Here is a 24,799-nt window from a genome sequence, read left to right as displayed (position 1 = left end):
CCGAGCCATTAAGCGCCACTTACGGTCACGGGACGGTCGGACGACAATGAGCCCCCACGCCGGCACCGCCGGCCTCACCCCCCACACTCTCGCGTTCGTGGAGAGTCCGGTACAGCTGCTGAACGTGCTGGAGTGGGCGCACCTCCGTGCGCCCAGGGCCGAGGAGGCACCCGGCGGGGGGCTCACCCTCGTGGTCCTGTCGCCGACCGACCCGATGACCCGCGGCCAGCTGCGCCGCATGGCCGACCTCGCCCGCGACGAGGGCCACACCGTGCGCTGGGAGGAGGCGCGGGGCGGACCCGCGGCCCCCTTCCAGACCATCGGCGGCCTGACCCGGCTCCTGCGCAGGGCGGACCGGATCGTCATGGGAGACCCGTTCTCCCGCTACGTACAACTCCTGCTGACCATCACCAAGGCACGCGAGCTGGTGGTGGTCGACGACGGCACCGCGACGATGGAGTTCGTCGCCCAACTCGCCAGCGGTGAACGCCTGGTGCGCTGGCACCGCAAGGGCGGCCGCCCCGGCCCCCGCGACCTGGTCTTCGCCCCGGTCTCCTCCGCGGCCCGCCGCCGCCTCACCCCGAGCACCCGGCGCACGGTCGAGGTCTTCTCCTCCATGCCGATCGAGACCACCCCCGAGGGCGTCACGATCACCCCGAACGAATTCGCCTGGACCCGCGCCACCTTCGGGCCGCCCCGCATCACCAAGGGCGCGGACATGGTCGGAACATCCCTGGTGGAGACGGGAGTTGTCGACAACGACCGCTACCTGGAGGCGGTCTCCGCCCTCGCCAAGACGCACGGCGCGACCCGCTACTTCGCCCACCGCCGCGAAAGCACCGAGAAACTCCACCGGCTGGCGGTCGAGACGGGCCTGGAGATCGTCCGCCCGGACCTGCCCCTGGAGCTGATCGCCCGCAGGGGCCCCATCGGCCGTACGATCCTCAGCTTCCCGTCGACCGTGGTGCACACCCTGCCGCTGGCGCTGGTCGGCACCGAGGTCCGGGTCGCGGTCTGCGACATCGACCCGGCCTGGCTGACCGAGAACGCCTCACCCCGCGCGCAGGGCTTCCTGTCCGGGGTCACGGGGACGGCGCGGGACGTGCACCGGCTGTCGGCGGTGACGGCGGCGTAGGCGGTTCAGCCGGCGGTCGGGGGCTTGTGGGCCAGAGTGAAGGCCCGGCCCCACTTCTGCTGGCCCTGCCGCTCGATCCGGGCCTGGGCGTACACGCTCAGGCCCGCTTCCGTGAGGTACGTCGCCACCTCGGCCGGGGTGCGGAAGTAGTAGTCCAGCGAGATGTCCTGGCCGTAGCGCTCCGCCATGTGGATGTGTTCGCCCTCCGACGCCTGGAACGCGAGCAGGACGTAGCCGCCCGGGAGCAGCACCCGATGGAACTCCGCGAGGACGCCCGGCAGTTCGGCGTCCGGGACGTGGATCGTGGAGTAGAGCGCGAGCACGCCGGCGAGCGTCGCGTCCGGGACGTCCAGAGCGGTCATCGAGCCGACCTGGAACCGGAGTCCGGGATGCGCCTCGCGGGCCAGCGCCACCATGTGCGGGGAGAGGTCGATGCCGAAGGCCTGGAGGCCGAGCGCGTTCAGGCGGGCGGTCACATACCCGGGGCCGCTGCCGACGTCGGCCACCTGCGGCTCGTCCGCCGCCGTACGGACCAGCTCGGCGAAGGCGGTCAGCAGGCCGGTCTCGACGGGGCCGTCGCCCAGGCCGTCCGGATGCTCGGCGCTGTACGCGGGCGCGATCGCGTCGTAGGAGGAGCGGGTGGCCTCTGTGAAGTCCGCGGTCAGGTCCGCGTTCGGGTCGGTCACGTCGGCGGACCCTACCAAGCGACCCGAGAAGGACACCCGGGTCCGGGAATCTCACGCTGCGTAGCAGTGTTGCCACTGGTGTACGGCAGTACGGATTCCGGGATGCGGACGGGTCGAGCCGGCCTGTGGTGAGCCGTGGTATCCCAGAAGAAGCGGGGAGTTTACCCACCTCCACAGGCAGCTATGCGGCCGGCGGTCAGATTTTCTTCGACTAACGGGTTGAACTTTTGTTGATCGAGGGTCAGTTGACCACCCGGGCGCCCTACCCTTCAGAGGGTGAACCAATTGATGTCAGCAGAGTCCGAGGCAGAGTCCGAGGTCGAGCCCGTCGGGAATGTGCTCCCGGGCACCCTGCCGGAGCTCCTGCGTGCCGAACTCGTCGCGTTCCGGCGCGACTTGCACATGCACCCCGAGCTGGGCAACCAGGAGTTCCGGACCACCGCCTCGATCAAGGCACGGCTGGAGGCCGCCGGTCTCGAACCGCGCGTCCTCGCCGTCGGCACCGGCCTCGTCTGTGACATCGGCCCCCGCGACCCCGCCGTACCCATGCTCGCGCTGCGCGCCGACATCGACGCCCTGCCCATCCCGGACACGAAGAGTGACTGCGCGTACCGCTCCACCGCGCCCGACCGCGCCCACGCCTGCGGCCACGACGTGCACACCACCGTCGTCCTCGGCGCCGGCCTCGTGCTCGCCCGGCTGCACGAGCAGGGCCTGCTCCCGCGGGCCGTACGCCTCCTCTTCCAGCCCGCCGAGGAGGTCCTGCCCGGCGGCGCCGCCGACGCCATCGCGTGCGGGGTGCTCGACGGAGTGGGGCGGATCATCGCCGTGCACTGCGACCCCAAGGTGGACAGCGGGCGGATCGGGCTGCGCATCGGCCCCATCACCTCCGCCTGCGACCGGCTCGAGGTCTCCCTGGACGGCCCCGGCGGCCACACCGCCCGGCCGCACCTGACCACCGACCTCGTCACCGCCGCCGCCCGCGTCGCCACCGACGTGCCCGCGCTCGTCTCCCGCCGCATGGACGCGCGCAGCGGGGTCTCGGTGACCTGGGGCCGCATCGAGTCCGGTCACGCGCCCAACGTCATCCCGCAGCACGCCGAACTCTCCGGCACCGTCCGGTGTCTCGATCTCGACGCCTGGCGGCAGGCGCCCGACGTCGTGCACGCGGCGATCGACGAGGTCGCCGGGCTGTACCGCGCCAAGTCCGTGATCGAGTACGTCCGCGGGGTGCCGCCCGTCGTCAACGACGCGCTCGTCACCGAGCTCCTCCGGGACGCCATGACCGCCCGCCGCGGCCCCCTCTCCGTCGAGGACACCGAACAGAGCCTGGGCGGCGAGGACTTCTCCTGGTACCTGGAGCACGTGCCCGGCGCCATGGCCCGGCTCGGCGTCCGCACCCCGGGGGAGCGGACCGTGCGGGACCTCCACCAGGGCGACTTCGACGTCGACGAGTCGGCGATCACGGTCGGCGTGGAACTGTTCACCGCCGCCGCCCTGATCGACGGCGCGATCTGACCGGCACACCGTGACCCAGGGGACGTGAGGGCGCCCGTTCGGTACCCCTACGTCCCCTTGTGTCACCCGGGTGTAACCACCGGCGCGTGAACGTAACGCGTCGGCGGCACGATCCGGTAACGGCGAGGAGAAACACCGTTCCCCTCCTCTTCTACGCGCGTTACTGTGCGCGGAAATCGCCACAGAGGCGGCGGCTTGGGGAAGCGGTCCGGTGACGGTGCCGTGGGGACGAAGGAGTGCTTGCTGTGCGTCAGACATCTCGGAGGACGAAGTTCTCCCAAGCTGCGGTGGCCGTCACGGTCATCGCCCTCGCGGCCACCGCCTGCGGTAGCTCCAGCAAGGACGCCGACAAGGCGAGCGACACCTCGTCGTCCTCGTCCGGCAAGTACACCGGCAAGGGCATCGGCCTCGCCTACGACGTCGGCGGCAAGGGCGACCAGTCCTTCAACGACGCCGCCTACGCCGGTCTGCAGAAGGCCGAGAAGGACTTCAAGCTCACCGGCCGCGACATCGAGCCGCAGGACAACGAGTCCGACGCGGACAAGGTGCAGCGCCTGGAGAGCCTCGCCACGGCCGGCTACAACCCGGTGATCGGCGTCGGCTTCGCCTACGCGCCGGCCGTCAAGGAGGCGGCGGCGAAGTTCCCGAACACTACGTTCGGCATCGTCGACGACGAGCAGATCAAGGCCGCCAATGTCGCCGACCTCGTCTTCCACGAGGAGCAGTCCTCCTACCTCGCGGGTGTGGCCGCGGCCAAGGCGACGAAGAAGAACCACATCGGCTTCATCGGCGGCGTGAACGTACCCCTGATCCACAAGTTCGAGGCAGGGTTCGACCAGGGCGCCAAGTCGGTCAACCCCAGCATCAAGATCGAGTCGCAGTACCTCACCCAGACCGCGGAACAAGGTGGCTTCGCGAGCCCGGACAAGGGGAAGGACGCGGCCAGCGGCCAGATCGACGCGGGCGCGGACGTCATCTACGCCGCAGCCGGTCTGTCCGGCCAGGGCGTCATTTCCGAGGCCTCCGCCAAGAAGGTATGGGCCATCGGCGTGGACTCCGACCAGTACGAGCAGAAGGCGCTGGCCAAGTACAAGGACTCCATCCTCGGCTCGGCGCTCAAGAACGTCGGCGGAGCCGTCTACGACCTGGTGAAGTCGGTGTACGAGGGCAACCCCAAGACCGGCGTGATCCGCTACGGCCTGGACAACGACGGCGTCGGCTTCTCCGACACCAACCCGAAGTACAAGGCCATGACCGACGCCGTCGCCGCGGTGGACAAGGCCAAGCAGGACATCATCGACGGCAAGGTCACGGTCGCCACCACGACCAAGTGACGATGACGTCGGTCTCCGCACGCTGACAAGGGAGCCCCGGGCCGTGATGGCCCGGGGCTCCCTCATGTCCGCTGTCCGCGAGCGTTGGACACGCTCGTCAGGACCGGTCGGATCAGGGCGTCTCCGTCTCGGTGCTGAGGCTGAACACCTCGACACCGGACTGGGACGTGTTGGTGGTGCAGATGGCCTTCGAGGTCTCGCCGGCGCGGGTGTTGACCCACTTGCCGTAGACGTTGAACTTGCTGCCGGTGGGGCCGATGCAGACCGCCTTCACCCGGTGGGTGTCGAAGCGGGTGACTCCCCCGGTGCACTTGCCGTAGCCGGTCGCCCGGTCGGCGGACGTCCAGGTCTTGCAGCTAGTGGAGGCCAGCGCGGGTGTCGCGAGGCCTACCACGGTGGCCGACAGGGTCAGGCCGATGCCTACCGTCGTGGCGGCCAGCTTCTTGAGTTTCATGATCCTCCCCATGGATACGAGAGACACGCCGCGGGTTGGTCCGACCCGCGAGAGTGCGTATCTCGATCAAGGATTCTGGTGGGGAGCCACGGAGGAAAAGATCCTTCGGCGGGTGGATCTTGAGGGTGGGATTGTCTGATACATGTCACCCGGTCGATGGCGTTTGGCAAAGGTTCAAAACGGTCGGATAACGCTCTGGCAAGTTGGGGTTCTCCCGGCTGTCTACGCGCGTTACTCTGCGACGGAACCAGCGCCTGGTTGGGGCGCTTGCACGAAGGAGTCTCGTTCCATGCGCCGGGTGTCCCGTATCGCCGTTGCAGGCGTTGCAACCGCAGCTCTTGCAGTAACCGTCTCCGCCTGTGGCAGCTCGTCCAGCGAGTCCACGACCAGCAGCAGCTCCGGGGGCACGTCCAAGGGCATTGGCCTTGCCTACGATGTCGGCGGCAAGGGCGACCAGTCCTTCAATGACGCCGCGTACGCCGGTTTCACCAAGGCCGAGAAGGACTTCGGCGTCAGCGGCCGGGACGTCGAACCGCAGGACGGTGAGTCCGACGCGGACAAGACGCAGCGTCTGGAGACGCTGGCCCGGGCCGGCTACAACCCGGTGATCGGAGTCGGCTTCGCCTACGCGCCCGCCGTCAAGGAGGCCGCCGCGAAGTTCCCGAAGATCTCCTTCGGCATCATCGACGACGACAAGACCAAGGCCGACAACGTCGCCGACATGGTCTTCCACGAGGAGCAGTCCTCCTACCTGGCCGGCGTTACCGCCGCACTCACCACGAAGTCGAACACCGTCGGGTTTGTCGGCGGGGTCGACGTGCCGCTCATCCACAAGTTCGAAGCCGGCTTCGAGCAGGGTGTCAAGGACACCAAGAAGGGCGTCACGGTCAAGTCGCAGTACCTGACCCAGACCGCTCAGCAGGGCGGCTTCTCCAGCCCTGACAAGGGCGAGGCCGCCGCCGACGGGCAGATCGAGGCCGGCGCAGACGTGATCTACGCCGCCGCCGGTCTCTCCGGCCAGGGCGTCATCAAGTCCGCCGCCGCGCACAAGGTGTGGGCGATCGGTGTCGACTCGGACCAGTACAACCAGGCCGCGCTGGCCAAGTACAAGCCGTACATCCTCACCTCGGCCCTGAAGAACGTCGCGGGCGCGGTCTACGACCTGTCCAAGTCCGTCATCAAGGACAAGAAGCCGCTGAGCGGCGAGATCCGCGGCTCGCTGAGCAACGGCGCGGTCGGCCTGGCCGACTCGAACCCGACCTTCAAGAACAACGCCGCGCTGCAGGCCGCCCTCAAGAAGGCCGAGGCGGGCATCAAGGACGGCTCGATCAAGGTCAAGACCTCCTGAACCGTTGATTCCAGGCCAGTCACGACCATGGCCAAAAGAGCGCTGTAATGACAGCGTTACGGCCACGGAACGGGGTGTGGGGAGGATGTCTCTCCGCGCCCCGTTCGCGCGGCAGAATGCTCGGAACGGATCGGATGCCAGACAGAGAACGATCAGGTCCGGGCACTATTTAAAGCAGGGGCGCTACGCGCGTAGAGAGGCCCCTTTCCACGAGGAGAGTTCGCCATCGACGCGTCCAGCAACCCTCCACTCGGCGATCGGTCGACGATCGCGGTCGAGCTGGTGGGGATCACCAAGCGCTTCCCGGGTGTCGTCGCCAACAGCGACATCCACCTGAGTGTCCGCAAAGGCACCGTGCACGCCCTCGTCGGCGAGAACGGCGCCGGCAAGTCGACCCTGATGAAGATCCTCTACGGCATGCAGAAGCCGGACGAGGGCACCATCGCCGTCGACGGCGAGCAGGTCACCTTCTCGTCCCCCGCCGACGCCATCGCCCGCGGCATCGGCATGGTCCACCAGCACTTCATGCTCGCCGACAACCTCACCGTCCTGGAGAACGTGGTCCTGGGCAGCGAGAAACTGCACGGCATCGGCGGCGGCGCCCGCAAGAAGATCAAGGAGATCTCCGACCGCTACGGCCTGAACGTCCGCCCGGACGTCCTCGTCGAGAGCCTCGGCGTCGCCGAGCGCCAGCGCGTCGAGATCCTCAAGGTCCTCTACCGCGGCGCCCGCACCCTGATCCTGGACGAGCCCACCGCCGTCCTGGTGCCGCAGGAGGTCGACGCCCTCTTCAGCAACCTGCGCGAGCTGAAGTCCGAGGGCCTCGCGGTCATCTTCATCTCCCACAAGCTCGGCGAGGTCCTCTCCGTCGCCGACGAGATCACCGTCATCCGGCGCGGCACCACCGTCGGCACGGCCGTCCCCTCCGCGACGACCCCCCGTCAGCTCGCCGAGATGATGGTCGGCAGCGAACTCCCCACCCCCGAGACGGCGGAGTCCACGGTCACCGACACCCCCGTCATCGAGGTCAAGGCCCTCACCGTCTACGCGGCCGGCGGCGCCTCCCTGGGCGCCGACTCCGAGCCCACGGCCGGCGGCCTGCTGGGCGACGCGGCCGTCGGCGGCACCGCCAAGCGCGTCCTGGACGACGTCACCTTCACCATCCACGCCGGTGAGGTCATGGGCATCGCCGGCGTCGAGGGCAACGGCCAGACCGAGCTGATCGACGCGCTGATCGGCCTGAAGAACGCCGACTCCGGCACCATCGGCTTCCTCGGCGACGACATCACGCCGTGGGCCACCCGCAAGCGCCGCGAGAAGGGCATCGGCTACATCCCCGAGGACCGCCACCGCCACGGCCTCCTCCTGGAAGCCCCGCTCTGGGAGAACCGCATCCTCGGCCACGTCACCGAGAAGCCCAACTCGCGCGGCCGCCGGGGCCTCTGGCTCGACATCAAGGGCGCCCAGGCCGACACCCGCCGGATCGTCGAGGAGTACGACGTCCGCACCCCCGGCATCGACGTCACCGCGGCCTCCCTCTCCGGCGGCAACCAGCAGAAGCTGATCGTCGGCCGCGAGATGAGCCACAAGCCGAAGTTCCTGATCGCCGCCCACCCCACCCGCGGTGTGGACGTCGGCGCGCAGGCCGCGATCTGGGACCAGATCCGCGAGGCCCGCCGCGACGGCCTGGCCGTCCTGCTCATCTCCGCCGACCTGGACGAGCTGATCGGCCTGTCGGACACCCTCCGCGTGATCTACGACGGCAGGCTGGTCGCCGACGCCGACCCGGCCACCGTCACCCCCGAGGAACTCGGCTCGGCCATGACCGGCGCCGCCTCCGGTCACCTCGAGCACGTCGAGGAAGAAGCGGACGGCGCGGAGAGCACCGTAGACAACGGCGCGGACAGCACCGTAGAGAACGCGGACGACACCGCCGCCCCGGAGGACGAGGCCCGATGAAGAAGTTCGACAAGGAGCGCGTGCTCCTCGCCGTGGCCGGACCGGTCATGGCGCTTGTCGCGGCGATCCTGCTGACCTCGGTCGTGCTGCTCGCCTCGGGCAAGAACCCGATCGAGCCGTACAACCTGATGCTCCAGCAGATCGGGTACTCGGACGTCCAGGTCCTGATCGTCAACCAGGCGTCGATGTACTACATCGCCGCCCTGGCGGTCGCCCTCGGCTTCCGGATGAACCTGTTCAACATCGGCGTCGACGGCCAGTACCGCCTCGGCGCCGTGATGACCGCGGTCGTCGGCGCGCACGTGGGCCTGCCGGCCGTCCTCCAGGTGCCGCTGCTGCTCCTGGTCGCCGTCCTCACCGGCGCCTTCTGGGCCGGGATCGCGGGCGTCCTCAAGGTCACCCGTGGGGTCAGCGAGGTCGTCGCCACGATCATGCTCAACGCGATCGCCACCAGCCTGATCCTCTACCTCACGCAGACCAACACGTGGGGCGTGCAGGTCGGCAACAACATGACGACCGGCATCATGAAGAAGTCCGGCTGGATCCCGGGCATCGACCTGGGCTCGGACGTCGGCGAGATCTACGGCCTGGTCTTCCTCGCCGTGATCATGGGCGTCCTGTACTGGCTCGTCCTCAACCGCACCCGCTTCGGCTTCGACCTGCGCGCCACCGGCGAGTCCGAGTCGGCCGCCGCGGCCTCCGGCGTCGACGCCAAGCGCATGACGCTCACCGCGATGCTGATCTCCGGCGCTGTCGCGGGCCTCGCCGGGCTGCCGCTGCTCCTCGGCGACAGCCACACCTACAGCCTCACCTTCCCCGAGGGCCTCGGCTTCACCGCGATCGGCATCGCCCTGCTCGGCCGCAACAACCCGGGCGGCATCGCACTCGCCGCCCTCCTGTGGGCCTTCCTCGACAAGGCGTCCCCCGCCCTGGACTACGCGACCCCGGTCGCGTACCAGAAGGAGATCGCCACGATCATGCAGGGCCTGATCGTCTTCGCGGTCGTCATCTCGTACGAGGTCGTCCGCACCTGGGGCCTGCGCCGCCAGCAGAAGCGCGTCGGTGAGGAACTCGCCGCTGCCGCCCGGAACAACTCCGAGAAGAAGGAGGTGGCGGCCCGATGAGTACCGCGACCATCGCCAAGCCGCAGGCGCAGCAGCCCGGCAAGGGCGGCCGCCGTTTCTCGCTCCCCGTGCTCCTGCTGATCATCGCGGGCGCCCTGATCCTCACCTCGCTGGTCCGCGTCATCACCGGCGCCGACGGCATCACCTCCACCGGCCAGATGTCCACCGCCCTGAGGGCCGCCGTGCCGATCGGCCTCGCCGGTCTCGGCGGTCTGTGGGCCGAGCGCGCGGGCGTCGTCAACATCGGCCTCGAGGGCATGATGATCCTCGGCACCTGGTTCGGCGCCTGGGCCGGCTACCAGTGGGGCCCGTGGGTCGGCATCGTCTTCGGCATCATCGGCGGCTGCCTCGGCGCGCTGCTGCACGCCATCGCCACGGTGACGTTCAACGTCAACCACATCGTCTCCGGTGTCGCCATCAACATCCTGGCGCTCGGCACCACCCGCTATCTGTCGAAGTTCACCTTCGCCAACACCGAGCAGGGCTCCGCCAAGCAGTCCCCGCCGATCGACTCGCTGGGCACCTTCGACATCCCCGGCCTCTCCACCTGGCTGGACAAGCTCAACGAGAAGCACTGGTTCCTGATCTCGGACCTCGGGGGCCTGATCGGCGGTCTGTTCACCGACCTCTCCCCGCTCACCGTCATCGCGGTGGCCCTCGTCCCGGCCACCTGGTGGATCCTGTGGCGCACGGCCTTCGGCCTGCGCCTGCGCTCCTGCGGTGAGAACCCGGTGGCCGCCGAGTCCCTCGGCGTCAACGTCTACAAGTACAAGTACATCGCCGTGATCATCTCCGGCGGCTTCGCCGGCCTCGGCGGCGCCTTCCTGTCGATCGTCGCGTCCAACGTCTACCTCGACGGCCAGACCGGCGGCCGCGGCTACATCGGCCTCGCCTCGATGATCTTCGGCAACTGGATGCCGGGCGGACTCGCCCTCGGCGCGGGCCTGTTCGGCTACACCGACAGCCTCAACCTGCGCGGCGGCTCCACCAACGTGCACGCCCTGATCCTGCTGCTCGGCTTCCTGCTGGTGGTCGGCTGCGCGTACATGATCTGGAAGAAGCGCTACGTCCCGGCCGTCGCCACCGCCGTCGTCGCGGCCCTGATGTTCGTCTGGTACGCCACCACCGACGACGTCCCGACCCAGCTGGTCGGCGCCAGCCCCTACATCGTCACCCTGCTGGTGCTCTCGCTCTCCGCGCAGCACCTGCGGATGCCGAAGGCGGACGGCCTGCCGTACCGGAAGGGCCAGGGCAAGTGACCTCGCCCGCCGCCGAGTCGGCCGTGGACTGGGACGAACTGCGCGCCGAGGCGCGGGAGGCGATGTCCCACGCGTACGCGCCGTACTCGGGCTATCCCGTAGGGGTCGCCGCCCGGGTCGACGACGGCCGCACGGTCTCCGGCTGCAACGTGGAGAACGCGTCCTACGGCCTCGGCCTCTGCGCCGAATGCGGGCTTGTCTCCGACCTCCAGCGCACCGGCGGCGGCCGGCTGACGCACTTCACCTGCGTCGACGGCAAGGGCGACATCCTCGTCCCGTGCGGCCGCTGCCGCCAGCTGCTGTACGAGTTCGGCGGCCCCGCTCTGCTGGTGGAGACACCGGCGGGCATCCTGCCGCTCTCGGAGATGCTCCCGCAGGCCTTCGGGCCGGACCATCTCACCAAGTAACTCCCGTGCGGCCCCGCTGAGTTGGGTTCTGTCCCGCAGCGGGGCCGCGCATTTTCCGAACGTCCGGAAGGAAAGCCAAGCCATGGCGCAAGTGTCGATGGATGCCATCTCCGTCATCCGTACCAAGCGGGACCGCGGTGAACTGAGCGACGAGCAGATCGACTGGGTCATCGACGCGTACACCCGCGGGGACGTGGCCGACTACCAGATGGCCGCCCTCAACATGGCGATCCTCCTCAACGGCATGAACCGCCGCGAGATCGCCACCTGGACCGCCGCGATGATCGCCTCCGGCGAGCGCATGGACTTCTCGTCCCTGTCCCGCCCGACGGCCGACAAGCACTCCACGGGCGGCGTCGGCGACAAGATCACCCTCCCGCTCGCCCCGCTCGTCGCGGCCTGCGGCGCGGCCGTCCCGCAGCTGTCCGGCCGGGGCCTCGGCCACACCGGCGGCACCCTCGACAAGCTGGAGTCCATCCCCGGCTGGCGCGCCCTGCTCTCCAACGAGGAGATGCTGCACGTCCTGGACACGACCGGCGCGGTGATCTGCGCGGCGGGCGACGGACTGGCCCCCGCGGACAAGAAGCTGTACGCCCTGCGGGACGTCACGGGCACGGTCGAGGCCATCCCCCTCATCGCTTCCTCGATCATGTCGAAGAAGATCGCGGAGGGCACGGGCTCCCTGGTCCTGGACGTGAAGGTCGGCACCGGCGCGTTCATGAAGACGATCGAGGACGCGCGTGAACTGGCGTCCACGATGGTGGGGTTGGGCACGGACCACGGCGTCAGGACGGTGGCCCTGCTCACGGACATGTCGACCCCGCTGGGCCTGACGGCGGGCAACGCCCTCGAGGTCCGCGAGTCGGTGGAGGTCCTGGCGGGAGGCGGCCCCTCCGACGTCGTCGAGCTGACGATCGCCCTGGCCCGGGAGATGCTCGACGCGGCCGGAGTGAAGGACGCCGACCCGGCGAAGGCCCTGGCCGACGGCTCCGCGATGGACGTCTGGCGCCGGATGATCGCGGCACAGGGCGGCGACCCGGACGCGGAGCTGCCGGTGGCCCGCGAGCAGCACGTGGTGACGGCGTCGGCATCCGGCGTCCTCACCCGTCTCGACGCCTACGACATCGGCGTCGCCGCCTGGCGCCTCGGCGCGGGCCGCGCCCGCAAGGAGGACCCGGTCCAGGCAGGCGCGGGAGTGGAGATGCACGCCAAGCCGGGAGACACGGTGACCGCAGGCCAGCCGTTGCTGACCCTCCACACGGACACCCCGGACCGCTTCGAGTACGCCCTGGATGCGGTACAGGGTTCCTACGACATCGACGCCGAGGGCACGGACTTCAAGGCATCGCCGGTGGTGCTGGAGCGCATCGCCTAGTCGGTGACCGGTAGTTGGTGACGGGGGAGGGGCTGGGACTTTTGGGTTCCGGCCCCTTTCGCGTTGCCTGGGACTTGCAAGTGCCGTTTCCCGTAAGGCTGTTCAGGGCCGAGGGGTGACGGGCGGGAACTTTTGGGCGCCGGTGACTGACGGCATTCAGGGGCGCGGGGAACTGCGCGACCAGCCCCAACGCACCCGCAGACGAACAACAACCGGCCCCTACCCAAGCAACGCCGCAACCACAACCAACACCGGCACCGACAACACCGTGGACAGCAGAATCGAGTCCCGAGCCAACCCCTCACCCACCCGATACCGACTCGCATACGTGTACAGGTTCTGCGCCGCAGGCAACGCCGACGTCACCACCACATCAAGCAACCCCGCCCCCCGCATACCGAACACCACCACGGCCAACACCCACGCGATCACCGGCTGCCCCAAGGACTTCAGCGCCACGGACAACAACACCGGCCACCGCTCAACCCCCCGCCCCGGCAAGGAACTTCCCCGCAACGAGATCCCGAACCCGATCAACACCGCCGGCACAGCCATGTTCCCGATCAGCGTGAGCGGATTCATCACCGGTCCCGGCACATGAACCCCGGCCCCCGCCACCGCAACCCCCGCAAGCGACCCGAGCGCGATCGGATTACGCAACGGAGTCAGCAGCCGCAGCCACAACGGCCCCTTCTCACCCGCCCCGGACAGATCGAGGACCGTCAACGCGAGCGGACTCACCACCACCAACTGGAACAACATCACCGGCGCCACCAGCGACGCATTGCCCAGGACGTACACCGAGATCGGAATCCCGAGGTTGCCGGAATTGACGTAACTCGAACAGAGCGCCCCGATCGTCGTACGGCCGACGCCCCACCCCCGTACGACCCCCACCACGACGAACAGCCCCGCCACCGCGGCCGTACTCAGCATCGTCACGAGCAGCCCGCTGGAGAAGATCACCGAGAGGTCGGCCCGCGCGAGGGTCGTGAACAGCAGGGCGGGAGACGCGACGTTGAACGCCAGCTTGGTCAGGACGTCACGCCCGTGCTCGCCGAGGGACCCGCGCACCCCGATCAGATAGCCGACCGCGATGACCACCCCGATGACCGCGAACCCGGTCAGCACCCCCTGCACGGCACCCCCTCGGCGGAGCCGTCCGCACGCGAGAGGCCGTCGGGTATCCAGGGCGGGGCTGATCCGTGGGGCATACAGCAAACCTAGGCGGTCACCCCCGATGAGTTACGCCCGCCCACCCGGTCTACCGATCGTGGACGCCAAGACACCCGCTGTACTCGTGCCGGCCCGCCCCGTCACCCCCGACGAGGTGGCGGAGCTGTGCGCCGAGGTACGGGCACTGCTGGAGACGACGACCGGTGCCGGAGTGGTCCTGGTCGAGATCGTCGGCCCCGGACCACCGGGGCTCGGCGCCGTCGACCTCCTGGCCCGCCTGCAGCTGACCGCCCGCCGGTCCGGAGGCCGGATACGGCTGCGCTCACCCGCTCCCGCGCTACGCGCCCTCCTCGATCTCGTCGGACTCCGCTTCGAGGTGGAGGGGCAGGTCGAACAGCGGGAACCAGCGCTTGGTGTCCAGGAAGAAGTGGAACCCGGTGAGCCCGCCGTCTGAGATCTCCAGGACCTGGACCGCCCAGGGGGTGTAGCCGCCCGTGTCCGGGTCCGGCTTGTACTGGGCGAAGCCCGGGAGGCCGTTCACCTGGACCGGGATCAGGCGGGAGCCCTCGCAGGCGGAACCGAGTGTCGTCATGAAGCCGGTGATGTCGTCGTGGCCGGTCAGCCACAGGTCGAACGGCGGCATCGTCATGATGGCGTCCTCGTGCAGCAGCGCGGTGAGCGCGGCCATGTCGTAGCCCTCGAAGGCCGCGACGTAGCGCTCGAGGAGCTTGCGCTGCTCCTCGTCGAGCGGGTCGGACACGGCGGCGTCGGCCGCCTTCTCGTCCCGCTCGGCGAGGGTCGCGCGGGCCCGCTGCAACGCGCTGTTCACCGACGCGACGGAGGTGTCGAGCAGCTCGGCGACCTCGGTGGCCCGCCAGGCGAGGACCTCGCGGAGGATCAGCACCGCCCTTTGCTTCGGCGGCAGTTGCTGCAGGGCCGCCATGAACGCGAGCCGTACCGACTCCTTGGCCACGGCCGCCTCCGCGGGGTCTGCGACGGTCGGCAGCACGCGGGCGTCAGGCATCGGCTCCAGCCAGGTGTTGTCCGGGCGGGGGGACAGCGCGGCCTGCGCGAGGGGGGTGGAGTCGCTGAGGTCCACGGGGCGGGCCCGCTTGTTGCCCGCGGACAGCATGTCCAGGCAGACGTTCGTCGCGATCCGGTACAGCCAGGAACGCAGGCTGGACCTGCCCTCGAACTTCTCGTAGTTCCGCCAGGCGCGGACCATGGTGTCCTGCACGGCGTCCTCGGCCTCGAAGGAGGAGCCGAGCATTCGGTAGCAGTAACCGGTCAGCTCGACGCGGTGCTTCTCCAGCCTGACGTCGAGGTCGTCCGTCGTAGTCACAACGCTGTCACTCATGGTCTCGCCCACCCACCCCTGTGGCCGTTCTTCCCTTACCCCGCAACGTAGCGCAGCCCACTGACAATGGCGCGAGGAGTGAATGAACGTGCAGGTCAGGATGGTTGTGAGGCGCAGGGTGTTGATGTGGACGCAGCCGGGGGCTCCGCCCCCAGACCCCCGATCGGCCCCGAAAGGACCTCGTCCTCAAACGCCGGACGGGCTGAGTGGGAGCAGCTTGTACTGGAAGGCCGACCGGGACTGAGTATGTCGGCCTGTACTGGAAGGCCGACCGGCGCTGAGTGGGAGCGGCCTGTACTGGATGGCCGACCGGCGCTGAGTGGGAGCGGCCTGTACTGGATGGCCGACCGGCGCTGAAAATGGCGCGGCCCGCATCGAGCAGCCGCCCGGGCGCCGGACTCAGGCCGCCAGGCCACCCAGCCCCGAACTCACCGCCACCAGCCCATCCAAGCCAAGGACTCAGGCCGCCAGGCCACCCACCCGCGCAGCCCGCCACCAGCCCCGGACTCAGGCCGCCCGGCTGGCCAGCCCCGAACTCACCGCCACCAGCCCATCCAAGCCCCGGACCCAGGCCGCCAGGCCATCCACCCGCGCAGCCCGCAACCAGCCCATCCAAGCCCCGGACTCAGGCCGCCAGGCGCCGCCCACCCGCGCTGCCCGTAACCACACCCCGCCCCACGGCTCAGGCCGCAACCACGCCCCGCCGCTCCACCCGAGCCGCCCGTGACCCGAGGACGGTGATCGTCACGACGCCGAGGATCGCCAGGATTCCGATGCCCACCGTCCCGGCCCAGCCCCCCGCGTGGAACGCCATCGCGCCGACCGTGCTGCCGGTGCTGGAGCCGATGTAGTACGCGGACTGGTAGAGAGCGGAGGCCTGTGCACGCCCCGTCGTGGCCGTCTTGCTGACCGCCGAGGACGCGACCGCGTGCCCCGCGAAGAAGCCGGCGGTGATGAGGACCAGGCCCAGCAGGACGAGGGGGAGCGAGTCGGCGAGGGAGACGAGGAGGCCCGCTGCTGTCGTGCCGCCGGCCAGGTACAGCGCGCCCCGGCGGCCCAGCCGGCCCACCAGCCGTCCGGCCGTGGACGCGGACACGGTGCCCACCAGGTACACCAGGAAGATCGAGCCGATGAGGCCCTGGGGGAGGGAGAAGGGGGCCTCGGTGAGGCGGTAGCCGATGACCGTGTAGACGCCGCCGAAGACCGTCATGAAGAGGGCGCCGATCGCGTACAGCCGGCACAGCAGCGGGTTCGCGAGGTGGTCGCGGACCGTGCGGGCCAGGACGCGGGGGCGCAGCGAACCCGGTGTGAAGTGCCGAGGCGCGGGGAGCAGGAGCCGGAAGGCGACCGCGCAGCCGACCGCGATGACGCCGATCACCCCGACCGCGACCCGCCAGCCCCACTCCTGCGCGACCCAGCCGGTGATGACCCGGCCGCTCATCCCGCCGACACTGTTGCCGGCCACGAACAGCCCGATCGCCGTCACCAGCGCCTTCGGCCGGACCTCCTCCGCCAGATACGCCGTCGCCGAGGCGGGCAGCCCCGCCAGCGCGGCACCCTGAAGGAACCGCAACGCCACCAGCGCGCCCAGCGACGGCGCGAACGGCACCAGCACCCCGATGCCCACCGCGACGACCAACGACGCCGTCATGACCGTACGACGTCCAAAACGCTCGGACAGCGCGCTCATCGGCAGGACGAACAACGCGAGCCCGCCCGTCGCCGCCGCCACCGTCCAGCTCGCCGCACTCGCCGACACCGCGAAACCGGAGGAGATCAACGGCAGCAGGGCCTGCGTGGAGTAGAGGAGCGCGAAGGTCGCCACGCCCGCGAGGAACAGCGCGAAGCTCATACGGCGATAGCCGGGACCACCCGGCGTCAGCCGTGAGTCGGAGTCGGGGGCAGGGAGGGTGGCGGCCACGGTCGTGGACGCCCCGGTATCGGCGGAAGGCATGCGTCGAAGCTACGTACGCGCCCGCTCATCCGTCCAATGCACGGAAACGCCATAATCGTTCCCATGGTGCATCAGCAGAGGTCGCAGGCTCACCTGTCACCGTCCGGTGACACAGAAGACATCGTCGCGCTGCTCGCGCCCCGCCTCGCGTACTTCGCCGGCGTCGCCCGCACCGAACACGTCACCCGGGCCGCGCAGGAGATGCAGGTCCCGCAGTCCACCCTGTCGCGGGCGATGGTCCGCCTCGAACAGGACCTGGGCGTCGACCTGTTCGCCCGCAGAGGCCGTACGGTCTCCCTCACCTCCGCCGGCCGCACCTTCCTCACCTCGGTCGACCGTGCCCTCGCCGAGATCGAGAGGGCCGCCGACGAGGTCCGCGCCGACGCCGACCCCACCACGGGCAAGGTCGCCTTCGGTTTCCTCCACACCCTCGGCTCGGAGACCGTCCCCGGCCTCATCCGAGCCTTCCGGGCCGACCACCCCCGCGTCCGCTTCAGCCTCGTCCAGAACTACGGCGAGGCCATGCTGGAGCGATTGCGCGCGGGCGAGCTGGACCTGTGCCTGACGTCCCCGGTCCCGGACGCCCCTGACCTGGTGGCCCGCCGCCTCGACGAACAGAAACTCCGCCTGGTCGTCCCCGCCGACCACCGCCTGGCGACCCGCAAGCGCATCCGCCTCGCGGAAGCAGCCGACGAAACCTTCGTAACCCTGGAACCCGGCTACGGCCTCCGCCGCATCACCGACGACGTCTGCAAGGAAGCCGGCTTCAGGCCCCGAGTCGCCTTCGAGGGCGAGGAGGCGGAGACCCTGAGGGGCTTGGTGGCCGCAGGTCTAGGGGTAGCCCTCCTCCCTCCACCGGCCGTACCCCGCCCGGGAGTTGCCGAGCTGACAGTCACAGCCCCGAGAGCGGTGAGAGAGATCGGCGTCGCATGGCTGGACGGCCACCCGGACACCCCGCCGGTGGCAGCCTTCAAGCAGTTCCTGATGTCCAAGAGGGGCACCTTGCTACCGACGTAGGGACTCTCAGCCCTTACGAAGCGACCGCCCGAACCCGGCAGCCAACGGCATCCTCAGACCCAAGGGCGGCGGAGCCTGAAGCGCGTCCTCGACCGGTCGCGAGAACGCCCGCCCGAACAACGCCCCCATCACGAAATCCTCGGTCAACGCGTGCACTTCCTGCCGATGCTGATGCAACGCATGCCCGTCGGAATGCACCTCGAACCGACAGATGTCCCGGTTCGCCTTCTTCGCCCGCGCCGCCAACCGGAACGACAACTCGGGATCGGTCCGCTCGTCGTTCGTGCCGTGCACGATCAACACCCGCCGCCCGGCGAGTTGTTTCACCGGTTCGGGTGGCGCCGCGACGTCCTGTTCGGGCAGCCAAGGCGCAAGCGCGACAACGGAGTTCACCGCCTCGTGCCCCGCGGAGCGCAATGCCGCGCGGGCGCCCATGTCGATGCCGGTGAGACACACGGGCACGTCCCCGTACCGCCGTACGACCTCCTCGACCGCCCAGGTCGCGTCGTGCGCGAGAGACGCCTCGCTGCCGTTCCAGCCGCGGCAGCGGTAGTGGACGACGTGCGTCGCGAGCCCGTCGGTCTGGCCCGCGCGGGCGAGCCTGCGGCCCAACGTCCGTACGGAGGCTGTCGCCATCATGGGGGAGGGCCTGCGGCTGGAGACCTCCTCGCCGCCGGGGAGCAGCAGCACCACGCCGCTCACCGAGGTCGGTTCGGGGCCGAGCGCTCTCCCCAGCCGGGCCGTCCTGACCGGCGTCGCTTGCTGTGCCATGACAGAACAGTGTCAGAAGTGAGCGTGTACGCCACCCTTCCGCGCGGTCACCGTTACGTATCGACGGATTCGTACAGCGGGTGATCTACGCGCGTAGGAGTTAGAGTGCGGAAATGACGAGCCAGACCACGAACATCCCGAGCTCGGACCAGATCCGCCGGGCGCCGAAGGTTCTGCTGCACGACCACCTCGACGGCGGTCTCCGCCCGGGGACGATCGTCGAACTCGCCCGGGACGCCGGGTACTCCGAACTCCCCGAGACCGACCCGGACAAGCTCGGCGTGTGGTTCGCCGAGGCCGCCGACTCCGGTTCGCTGGAGCGGTACTTGGAGACGTTCTCGCACACGGTCGCCGTGATGCAGACCCGGGACGCGCTGATCCGGGTGGCCCGCGAGTGCGCCGAGGACCTCGCCGAGGACGGTGTCGTCTACGCGGAGGTGCGGTACGCGCCCGAGCAGCACCTCGACGGCGGGCTCAGCCTCGAAGAGGTCGTCGAGGCCGTCAACGAGGGCTTTCGGCAAGGGGAGTTCGCGGCCCGCGAGGGTGGGCGGCGGATTCGGGTGGGGGCGCTGCTCACCGCCATGCGGCATGCCGCCCGGGCACTGGAGATCGCCGAACTCGCCAACCGGTACCGCGACTTGGGTGTCGTCGGCTTCGACATCGCGGGCGCGGAGGCCGGGTTCCCGCCCACCCGACACCTGGACGCCTTCGAGTACCTGAAGCGCGAGAACAACCACTTCACGATCCACGCCGGTGAGGCCTTCGGGCTGCCGTCGATCTGGCAGGCGCTGCAGTGGTGCGGCGCCGACCGGCTCGGGCACGGGGTGCGCATCATCGACGACATCCAGGTGAAGGAGGACGGCTCGGTCGAGCTGGGCCGCCTCGCGTCGTACGTGCGCGACAAGCGCATCCCGCTGGAGCTGTGCCCCAGCTCCAACCTGCAGACCGGGGCCGCCGACTCCTACGCCGAGCACCCGATCGGGCTGCTGCGGCGGCTGCACTTCAGGGCGACGGTCAACACCGACAACCGCCTCATGTCGCACACCAGCATGAGCCAGGAATTCGAGCACCTTGTCGATGCGTTCGGTTATTCGCTCGACGACATGCAGTGGTTCTCCGTCAATGCTATGAAGTCAGCATTCATTCCTTTCGATGAACGACTCGCGATGATCAATGACGTGATCAAGCCCGGATATGCCGAGCTGAAATCCGAATGGCTGTTCCGGCAGACCGCTTCCACCAGCGGTTCTGTGGCCGAAGAGGGCTGAACGGGGGAGCGGGGCGGGATCGGAATGCGGGCGGGTGTTCACAATCCGTCCGCATTTCGATGTTTGCGGCGGGTGCCTTCGCGTGTTTACGGTCTTGGACCGCTCACATTCCCCGTCACACCATTCAAGGACGCATTCACCATGAAGCAGTCTGCTGCCAAGACCCTCGGTGTCGCCGCCCTCGGTGCCGCTTTCGCCGCTGCCGGCGCGGGTGCCGCGAGCGCCGCTCCGGCGCTTCCGGACGCCACCCAGGCGCTGGGTGCCGTGACCCACACGCTGCCCGCGGAGAACGTCGCCAAGGCGCTGCCGGGTGCCGGCCAGGCGCTGAGCCAGGCGCAGCCCGCGCTCGCCGGTGGTCTGTCCGCCGTGCAGCCGGCCGCCGAGAAGGTCCTGTCCGACGGTCCGACCGCGCCCGTCGCCGGGCTGCTGGGCGGACTGCCCCTGTCGCAGACGGGCCTCCCCACGCACGGCGTGCCGCTGAACGGCATCCCGCTGGGCTGACCCCACCTCCGCACGCGCCGATGGGGCGCACCCCTGGACGAGGGGTGCGCCCCATCGGCGTACGCGCGCCGGGTTCTCACCAGGCCTCGGTACGCACCTTGTTCTCGGCCGGGAACAGGATCCACAGCGCGATGTAGAGCAGGAACTGCGGGCCGGGCAGCAGGCAGGAGACCAGGAAGATCACCCGCATCGTGGTCGCGGAGGTCCCGAAGCGCCGCGCCAGCGCAGCGCACACTCCGCCGATCATGCGGCCTTGGGTGGGGCGGGCAATGGCGGTCATGGTGGCGCTCCTTTTGTTGGGTCGTTCGCCTACGGGGGCGCCTCAGCCGGTGTCGAGAGCGCGATCGTGCTCGACGCTTCGCGCCTCCGCGCGGTCGCACTCTCGACACCGGCGCGCCCCCTACGGCTCTCTCCCGGCCGACGCGTGGGGACACTGGCCCTTGGTGGGCCCTGGGCGTTCGTTGCGGTGGGCGGGTTGGTCGCCCATCTGCCATCAACGTTACGGACGAGCAGCGCACCCCGCGTCGCTCTACGGTGCGATGCCGACCCTGGGAATCGTCGGGGTCCGGCCCTGAGTCGGTTCCTCCTGGAGGACGGTCGGCGGGGGGATCGTCTCGGCCCTGCGGCGGAGCCAGGCGCGGGCCGTCGGGACGATCGCGGCGTGGGCCATGGCGACGCCCACCGTGTTCATCAGCAGGGAGTCGATGTCCACGACCTGGCCCGGGACCCCGGTCTGGAGCAGTTCGACGCCCAGGGAGATCAGGGCGCCCGCGGCGACCGTGCGGATGAAGGACGCGAGCGGGGAGACATGGAGCCGGCCGCTGACCGTCGGGAGGAGGATGCCCAGGGGGGCCAGCAGGGCGAGGCCCTCACCGATCCGCTTCGACGCCTCGGGCCAGCCCATCGCCAGGTCGGCTCTGATGCTGGCCAGCGGGTGCAGGTTCGGGGGCATCACCCAGGGGACGTCCCGGGGGCGCAGCGTGACCCAGGCGACGAACACGAGATGTGCGACGAGGAGGACACCTCCTGCCACACGGATGCGAATCGCGGCGCTGCCGCCGATGGAGCCTTGACGCTGCACGCCCCACAAGACGCCCTGTCCGGCACGATCGGTTCCGGGTAGGTGCCACGCACCAGGGTGAGGCCTGCGCCACACGCCCCTTTTCGCGCCCCGTTCACCGTCGTGGCGCCCGCGGCTTCAGCCGTCCGTCACCTCGCTGGACGGTGGCGCCTTGGTGCCGGGGTCGGTGCGGACGTCGTCCGTGCACTCGTAGCGGCGCAGCGGGGTGCCGTCCGGGCCGCCGAGGATCACGGAGCCGTCGCCCTCGGCCGCGGCCGAGTCGGAGAACGTACAGACGATCTGGGCGAGCGCGTACGACGTGAGGTCGGCCGGTGAATTGCTCAGCCGCAGCGCGTCCTTGGGATCTCTCGCCCGCGGCCCGCTCACCGTCATGCCGCCGCGCACGTCGGTCGTGTACCCGGCGTCCCGCTCGCCCGAGGACGGCGACTCGGCGAGCTGGTCGAGCAGTCCCTGGGCGACGATGACCCGGCGCTGCACGTCCGCCGTGCCGTCCGGCACCTGTACCGCCCGGTCGACGGTCACCAGCGACGACCCGCACAGCAGGAACACCTGCACGGGCACCCCGCGCGCGGCCTGCGTCGACACGTCCGGCTCGGTGAGCGTGCACGGCACCCGCGAGGGCGCGGCCCCGAAGTCGGTCGGCACCTCGGTGGCCCGGATCCCGCACCCGGCGAGCAGCAGCCCGAGCAGCGGAAGGGCGACTGCGCTGCCGTAGCGGCGTCGTACGGTCATGACGCGTTCTCCTCGGGGCCGGAGCCCTCGCCCTTCTCGCCGTTCTCGGTGCCGGGTTCCTCCGTGAGCGCGGAGGCGTCCCTGGGCAGGCGGAGGGTGAACACCGCGCCGCCGTCGGGGGAGTTGGCGGCGGTGATCTCGCCGCCGTGGATGTGGGCGTTCTCCAGGGCGATGGAGAGGCCGAGGCCGCTGCCCTCGGAGCGGGGCCGGGAGGCGCTCGCCTTGTAGAAGCGGTCGAAGACGTGCGGCAGGACGTCCTCGGGGATGCCGGGGCCGTGGTCGCGGACGGCGATGACGAGGTCGTCGTCCTCCAGGCGGACCGAGACCCGGACCGGGGAGCCGCCGTGCTTGAGGGCGTTGCCGATGAGGTTGGCGAGGATGACGTCGAGGCGGCGCGGGTCGAGCCGGGAGTGGATGCCGCGCTCGGCGTCCAGGTCGACGGCGTCCAGCCAGGCGCGGGCGTCGATGCACGCGGTGATCTGGTCGGCGATGTCGACGTCGTCGAGGACAAGCCGGGCGGTGCCCGCGTCGAAGCGGGTGACCTCCATCAGGTTCTCGACGAGGTCGCCGAGCCGCTTGGTCTCGCTGACGACGAGGCGCACGGCGGGTTCGATCATCGGGTCCACGCTGCCGGTCTCGGCGTCGAGTTCCTCTTCCAGGACCTCCACCACGGCCGTGATCGCGGTCAGCGGGGTGCGCAGTTCGTGCGACATGTCGGCGACGAAGCGGCGCGAGGCGTCGTCGCGGGCGGCCATGTCGGCGACCCGTTTCTCCAGCGCCTCGGCGGTCTGGTTGAACGTCCGTGACAGCTCGGCGAGTTCATCGGTCCCCGAGACCCGCAGCCGGGTGTCGAGCTTGCCCTCGCCGAGCCGGCGCGCGGCGATGCCGAGCCGGTGCACGGGCTTGAGGACGGTCGTCGCGGCGGCCTGCGCGAGCAGCGCGGAACCGATCAGCGCGAGCCCGGTGGCGATCCCGAGCGACCAGGCGAGGGAGTTGAGGTCCTTGGCCTCCGGCTCAAGGGACTTGAGCATGTAGCCGGTCGGGCCGCCGCCGATCATCCGGGTCCCGGCCACCAGATACGGCGTGCCGTGCTCGGTGACCCGCTGCCAGTACAGGTGGTACGGCTCCTTGTTGCCGTCGGACACCGACTGCTGCTTGTTCACCGCCGTGCGCAGCGACTTGGGCACGTCCTCCAGCGAAAAGCCGTTCAGGCCGCCGGAGTTGCCGTAGACCGTCTTGTCGTTCGTGTCCTCGGCGACGAGCAGGACGCTGAAGCGCTGGCTGCTGTTGGCCATCTGGCCCGCCGTGCGCATCAGTTCGTCCTGGGTGGGGTGGACGGGCAGCGCGCCGGCGCGGTTCTGCATCTCCTGGCGGAAGTCGCGCAGGACCGCGTCCTGGGCGCGGGTGAGGACCGCCTCGCGGTTGAGCCAGTACGCGATGCCGGACGCGGACACGGCGGCCGTCAGCGCGACCAGCCCGAAGACCACGACCAGCCTGAGGCGCAGGCTGGTGAACCGCAGCCGCCACAGAACTCCCTTACGACCCGGGCGCCAGCCGCGGATCCCCCCTGGTGCGTCCGTCACTGAGGCGAGTCCAGGCGGTAGCCGACGCCGCGCACGGTACGGATGAGGGTCGGGGACGACGGGATGTCCTCGACCTTGGCGCGCAGCCGCTGGACACACGCGTCCACCAGCCGCGAGTCACCGAGGTAGTCGTGCTCCCACACCAGCCGCAGCAACTGCTGCCGGGACAGGGCCTGTCCGGGCCGCCGGCTCAGCTCCAGGAGCAACCGCAGCTCGGTGGGCGTGAGTTGGAGGTCCTCGCCGTTCTTCGTGACGGTCATCGCGGCGCGGTCGATCACCAGCGAACCGAACGTGGCCGCGTCGTTGGCCTCGCGCTCCCCGCGCCGCAGCACGGCCCGGATCCGGGCGTCGAGAACACGCCCCTGCACGGGTTTGACCACATAGTCGTCGGCGCCGGACTCCAGTCCGACGACGATGTCGATGTCGTCACTGCGCGCGGTGAGCAGAATGATCGGCAGCTGGTCCGTGCGCCGGATACGACGGCACACCTCGAAACCGTCGATGCCGGGCAGCATCACATCCAGCACGATCAGGTCCGGCCGCTGCTCACGCAACAGCTTCAGACCGTCCTCGCCGCTGGCAGCGGTGGCTACCCGGTGTCCCTGGCGCGTCAGAGAGAGCTCCAGGGCCGTCCGGATGGCGTCGTCGTCCTCGATCAGCAACAGGGAAGGCACGGGGCTCATTCTGGCCCATGGCGGGCCGGGGTTTCGACACCTGTACGTGTACGGAGACCTTGCGGGCACGTGCGCGCACTCCTAGC

General features: G+C 69.8%; 24 protein-coding genes. 13 read left to right on the top strand and 11 right to left on the bottom strand.

Annotation, left to right across the window (positions count from 1 at the left end; all coding sequences use genetic code 11):
* Nucleotides 1-46 precede the first annotated feature (46 nt).
* Complete coding sequence (locus OHT77_RS18025) at nt 47-1,135, top strand: hypothetical protein (RefSeq protein WP_266771795.1); 1,089 nt, start codon at nt 47-49, stop codon at nt 1,133-1,135.
* A 5-nt stretch (nt 1,136-1,140) separates the two neighbouring features.
* On the opposite strand, the gene OHT77_RS18020 is transcribed toward OHT77_RS18025, so the two are convergent.
* Nucleotides 1,141-1,821: a class I SAM-dependent methyltransferase gene (locus tag OHT77_RS18020; RefSeq protein WP_328829501.1), complete on the bottom strand. Its 681-nt coding sequence runs from the start codon at nt 1,819-1,821 to the stop codon at nt 1,141-1,143.
* Between the two features lie 288 nt (nt 1,822-2,109).
* Here OHT77_RS18020 and OHT77_RS18015 point away from each other — a divergent pair, with 288 nt between their 5' ends.
* A complete protein-coding gene (locus OHT77_RS18015) occupies nt 2,110-3,339 on the top strand; it encodes a M20 family metallopeptidase (RefSeq protein WP_328829500.1) in 1,230 nt (409 codons plus the stop codon).
* Nucleotides 3,340-3,626: 287 nt separating this feature from the next.
* Nucleotides 3,627-4,673 carry a BMP family lipoprotein gene (locus OHT77_RS18010; protein ID WP_443048213.1) on the top strand — a complete coding sequence of 349 codons (1,047 nt, stop codon included), beginning with the start codon at nt 3,627-3,629 and terminating at the stop codon, nt 4,671-4,673.
* A 112-nt stretch (nt 4,674-4,785) separates the two neighbouring features.
* Here OHT77_RS18010 and OHT77_RS18005 read toward each other — a convergent pair whose 3' ends face one another.
* A complete protein-coding gene (locus tag OHT77_RS18005; RefSeq protein ID WP_328829498.1) occupies nt 4,786-5,127 on the bottom strand; it encodes a hypothetical protein in 342 nt (113 codons plus the stop codon).
* Between the two features lie 289 nt (nt 5,128-5,416).
* Here OHT77_RS18005 and OHT77_RS18000 point away from each other — a divergent pair, with 289 nt between their 5' ends.
* The 6 genes from OHT77_RS18000 to OHT77_RS17975 all read left to right on the top strand — a co-directional run bounded on the left by OHT77_RS18000 (nt 5,417) and on the right by OHT77_RS17975 (nt 12,599).
* Nucleotides 5,417-6,475: a BMP family lipoprotein gene (locus OHT77_RS18000; RefSeq protein WP_328829497.1), complete on the top strand. Its 1,059-nt coding sequence runs from the start codon at nt 5,417-5,419 to the stop codon at nt 6,473-6,475.
* Nucleotides 6,476-6,742: 267 nt separating this feature from the next.
* Nucleotides 6,743-8,434 carry an ABC transporter ATP-binding protein gene (locus tag OHT77_RS17995; protein WP_328834268.1) on the top strand — a complete coding sequence of 564 codons (1,692 nt, stop codon included), beginning with the start codon at nt 6,743-6,745 and terminating at the stop codon, nt 8,432-8,434.
* A complete protein-coding gene (locus tag OHT77_RS17990) occupies nt 8,431-9,558 on the top strand; it encodes an ABC transporter permease (protein WP_328829495.1) in 1,128 nt (375 codons plus the stop codon). The genes OHT77_RS17995 and OHT77_RS17990 overlap by 4 nt, the downstream gene beginning before the upstream one ends.
* Complete coding sequence (locus OHT77_RS17985; protein WP_328829494.1) at nt 9,555-10,817, top strand: ABC transporter permease; 1,263 nt, start codon at nt 9,555-9,557, stop codon at nt 10,815-10,817. The genes OHT77_RS17990 and OHT77_RS17985 overlap by 4 nt, the downstream gene beginning before the upstream one ends.
* Nucleotides 10,814-11,224, top strand: coding sequence for a cytidine deaminase (locus OHT77_RS17980; RefSeq protein ID WP_328829493.1), 411 nt, complete (start codon nt 10,814-10,816; stop codon nt 11,222-11,224). Before OHT77_RS17985 ends, OHT77_RS17980 begins: the two co-directional genes overlap by 4 nt.
* A gap of 91 nt (nt 11,225-11,315) precedes the next feature.
* Nucleotides 11,316-12,599, top strand: a complete 1,284-nt coding sequence (locus tag OHT77_RS17975) for a thymidine phosphorylase (protein WP_328834267.1) — start codon at nt 11,316-11,318, stop codon at nt 12,597-12,599.
* A 219-nt stretch (nt 12,600-12,818) separates the two neighbouring features.
* On the opposite strand, the gene OHT77_RS17970 is transcribed toward OHT77_RS17975, so the two are convergent.
* Nucleotides 12,819-13,739 carry an AEC family transporter gene (locus OHT77_RS17970; protein ID WP_328829492.1) on the bottom strand — a complete coding sequence of 307 codons (921 nt, stop codon included), beginning with the start codon at nt 13,737-13,739 and terminating at the stop codon, nt 12,819-12,821.
* 100 nt (nt 13,740-13,839) lie between these two features.
* On the opposite strand from OHT77_RS17970, the gene OHT77_RS17965 reads away from it, so the two are divergent.
* Nucleotides 13,840-14,229, top strand: coding sequence for an STAS domain-containing protein (locus OHT77_RS17965; protein WP_328829491.1), 390 nt, complete (start codon nt 13,840-13,842; stop codon nt 14,227-14,229).
* Here OHT77_RS17965 and OHT77_RS17960 read toward each other — a convergent pair.
* Nucleotides 14,113-15,132: a sigma-70 family RNA polymerase sigma factor gene (locus OHT77_RS17960; RefSeq protein WP_328829490.1), complete on the bottom strand. Its 1,020-nt coding sequence runs from the start codon at nt 15,130-15,132 to the stop codon at nt 14,113-14,115. The two genes, OHT77_RS17965 and OHT77_RS17960, sit on opposite strands and share 117 nt — an antisense overlap.
* A 682-nt stretch (nt 15,133-15,814) precedes the next feature.
* Complete coding sequence (locus OHT77_RS17955) at nt 15,815-17,086, bottom strand: MFS transporter (protein ID WP_328829489.1); 1,272 nt, start codon at nt 17,084-17,086, stop codon at nt 15,815-15,817.
* Nucleotides 17,087-17,149: 63 nt separating this feature from the next.
* On the opposite strand from OHT77_RS17955, the gene OHT77_RS17950 reads away from it, so the two are divergent.
* Nucleotides 17,150-18,103 carry a LysR family transcriptional regulator gene (locus OHT77_RS17950; RefSeq protein ID WP_328829488.1) on the top strand — a complete coding sequence of 318 codons (954 nt, stop codon included), beginning with the start codon at nt 17,150-17,152 and terminating at the stop codon, nt 18,101-18,103.
* Nucleotides 18,104-18,109: 6 nt separating this feature from the next.
* Here OHT77_RS17950 and OHT77_RS17945 read toward each other — a convergent pair whose 3' ends face one another.
* Complete coding sequence (locus OHT77_RS17945; protein WP_328829487.1) at nt 18,110-18,874, bottom strand: alpha/beta hydrolase; 765 nt, start codon at nt 18,872-18,874, stop codon at nt 18,110-18,112.
* A gap of 113 nt (nt 18,875-18,987) precedes the next feature.
* Between OHT77_RS17945 and OHT77_RS17940 the strand changes: the two genes are divergently transcribed.
* The gene (locus OHT77_RS17940; protein WP_328829486.1) at nt 18,988-20,142 is read left to right on the top strand and encodes an adenosine deaminase; all 1,155 of its coding nucleotides are present in this window, start codon (nt 18,988-18,990) and stop codon (nt 20,140-20,142) included.
* A 141-nt stretch (nt 20,143-20,283) separates the two neighbouring features.
* Entirely contained in the window at nt 20,284-20,643 is a 360-nt protein-coding gene (locus OHT77_RS17935) for an ATP-binding protein (RefSeq protein ID WP_328829484.1), read from the top strand.
* A gap of 76 nt (nt 20,644-20,719) precedes the next feature.
* On the opposite strand, the gene OHT77_RS17930 is transcribed toward OHT77_RS17935, so the two are convergent.
* The 5 genes from OHT77_RS17930 to afsQ1 all read right to left on the bottom strand — a co-directional run bounded on the left by OHT77_RS17930 (nt 20,720) and on the right by afsQ1 (nt 24,713).
* Nucleotides 20,720-20,923 (bottom strand): PspC domain-containing protein, encoded by a 204-nt coding sequence (locus tag OHT77_RS17930; protein WP_328829483.1) that lies wholly within the window; start codon nt 20,921-20,923, stop codon nt 20,720-20,722.
* 249 nt (nt 20,924-21,172) lie between these two features.
* The gene (locus tag OHT77_RS17925) at nt 21,173-21,724 is read right to left on the bottom strand and encodes a VanZ family protein (protein ID WP_328829482.1); all 552 of its coding nucleotides are present in this window, start codon (nt 21,722-21,724) and stop codon (nt 21,173-21,175) included.
* Between the two features lie 117 nt (nt 21,725-21,841).
* Nucleotides 21,842-22,456, bottom strand: a complete 615-nt coding sequence (locus OHT77_RS17920) for a hypothetical protein (RefSeq protein WP_328829480.1) — start codon at nt 22,454-22,456, stop codon at nt 21,842-21,844.
* A complete protein-coding gene (locus OHT77_RS17915) occupies nt 22,453-24,039 on the bottom strand; it encodes an ATP-binding protein (RefSeq protein ID WP_384869590.1) in 1,587 nt (528 codons plus the stop codon). The genes OHT77_RS17920 and OHT77_RS17915 overlap by 4 nt, the downstream gene beginning before the upstream one ends.
* Nucleotides 24,036-24,713 carry a two-component system response regulator AfsQ1 gene (gene afsQ1, locus OHT77_RS17910; RefSeq protein ID WP_033280216.1) on the bottom strand — a complete coding sequence of 226 codons (678 nt, stop codon included), beginning with the start codon at nt 24,711-24,713 and terminating at the stop codon, nt 24,036-24,038. Before afsQ1 ends, OHT77_RS17915 begins: the two co-directional genes overlap by 4 nt.
* Between the last annotated feature and the right edge of the window lie 86 nt (nt 24,714-24,799).

The sequence above is a fragment of the Streptomyces sp. NBC_00252 genome, assembly GCF_036187565.1.
Classification (GTDB): domain Bacteria; phylum Actinomycetota; class Actinomycetes; order Streptomycetales; family Streptomycetaceae; genus Streptomyces.
This window is presented reverse-complemented; position numbering and strand designations above follow the sequence as displayed.

Bases quoted from the DNA above. Each gene is read 5' to 3' on its own strand.
- OHT77_RS18000 (WP_328829497.1), top strand. From the start codon at position 5,417: ATGCGCCGGGTGTCCCGTATCGCCGTTGCAGGCGTTGCAACCGCAGCT.
- OHT77_RS17990 (WP_328829495.1), top strand. From the start codon at position 8,431: ATGAAGAAGTTCGACAAGGAGCGCGTGCTCCTCGCCGTGGCCGGACCG.
- OHT77_RS17920 (WP_328829480.1), bottom strand. From the start codon at position 22,456: ATGACCGTACGACGCCGCTACGGCAGCGCAGTCGCCCTTCCGCTGCTC.
- OHT77_RS17955 (WP_328829489.1), bottom strand. From the start codon at position 17,086: ATGCCTTCCGCCGATACCGGGGCGTCCACGACCGTGGCCGCCACCCTC.
- OHT77_RS17965 (WP_328829491.1), top strand. From the start codon at position 13,840: ATGAGTTACGCCCGCCCACCCGGTCTACCGATCGTGGACGCCAAGACA.
- OHT77_RS17960 (WP_328829490.1), bottom strand. From the start codon at position 15,132: ATGAGTGACAGCGTTGTGACTACGACGGACGACCTCGACGTCAGGCTG.
- OHT77_RS18015 (WP_328829500.1), top strand. From the start codon at position 2,110: ATGTCAGCAGAGTCCGAGGCAGAGTCCGAGGTCGAGCCCGTCGGGAAT.
- OHT77_RS17945 (WP_328829487.1), bottom strand. From the start codon at position 18,874: ATGGCACAGCAAGCGACGCCGGTCAGGACGGCCCGGCTGGGGAGAGCG.
- OHT77_RS17930 (WP_328829483.1), bottom strand. From the start codon at position 20,923: ATGACCGCCATTGCCCGCCCCACCCAAGGCCGCATGATCGGCGGAGTG.
- OHT77_RS17985 (WP_328829494.1), top strand. From the start codon at position 9,555: ATGAGTACCGCGACCATCGCCAAGCCGCAGGCGCAGCAGCCCGGCAAG.
- OHT77_RS17940 (WP_328829486.1), top strand. From the start codon at position 18,988: ATGACGAGCCAGACCACGAACATCCCGAGCTCGGACCAGATCCGCCGG.
- OHT77_RS18025 (WP_266771795.1), top strand. From the start codon at position 47: ATGAGCCCCCACGCCGGCACCGCCGGCCTCACCCCCCACACTCTCGCG.
- OHT77_RS17950 (WP_328829488.1), top strand. From the start codon at position 17,150: ATGGTGCATCAGCAGAGGTCGCAGGCTCACCTGTCACCGTCCGGTGAC.
- OHT77_RS17935 (WP_328829484.1), top strand. From the start codon at position 20,284: ATGAAGCAGTCTGCTGCCAAGACCCTCGGTGTCGCCGCCCTCGGTGCC.
- OHT77_RS18005 (WP_328829498.1), bottom strand. From the start codon at position 5,127: ATGAAACTCAAGAAGCTGGCCGCCACGACGGTAGGCATCGGCCTGACC.